This is a genomic window from Mesorhizobium sp. Primo-A, from assembly GCF_003997175.1.
Taxonomy (GTDB): domain Bacteria; phylum Pseudomonadota; class Alphaproteobacteria; order Rhizobiales; family Rhizobiaceae; genus Mesorhizobium; species Mesorhizobium ciceri.
On record NZ_RZTG01000068.1, the window covers coordinates 1 to 363 of the forward strand.

The window sequence follows — 363 nt, forward strand, 5'->3', positions numbered from 1 at the left end:
GAATTTGGCTCTAGAAGCGACGTGGCGATTCCCTTGCATGCTTGTGAACATTTCTATTTGATCACGGAGGCAATAGAAGGGCTTACACGACTGCCGATCATTCGGGTTCCGGACGAACATACGTACTACAAAGAAGATGCAGGGAAGATCCTCTTTGGGGCGGTAGAACCGAAGGCTAAGCCATGGGGTATGGACGGCATTCCCGAAAGCTTTTGCTTTGACCAGTTGCCAGAGGATTTTGCGCATTTCGAACCCATTATGGAGAAGGCCCTAAAGCGCATGCCGATGTTGGGCAAGGTTGGTATTCGCACCTTCTTCAATGGACCTGAGAGCTTCACGCCTGACGATCGCTTCCACCTAGGA

At 51.0% G+C, this 363-nt stretch carries 1 pseudogene; it reads left to right on the forward strand.

From position 1 onward, the window contains the following. Positions 1 to 363 (forward strand): annotated as a pseudogene (locus tag EOC83_RS32625) (FAD-binding oxidoreductase); the annotation flags it as partial.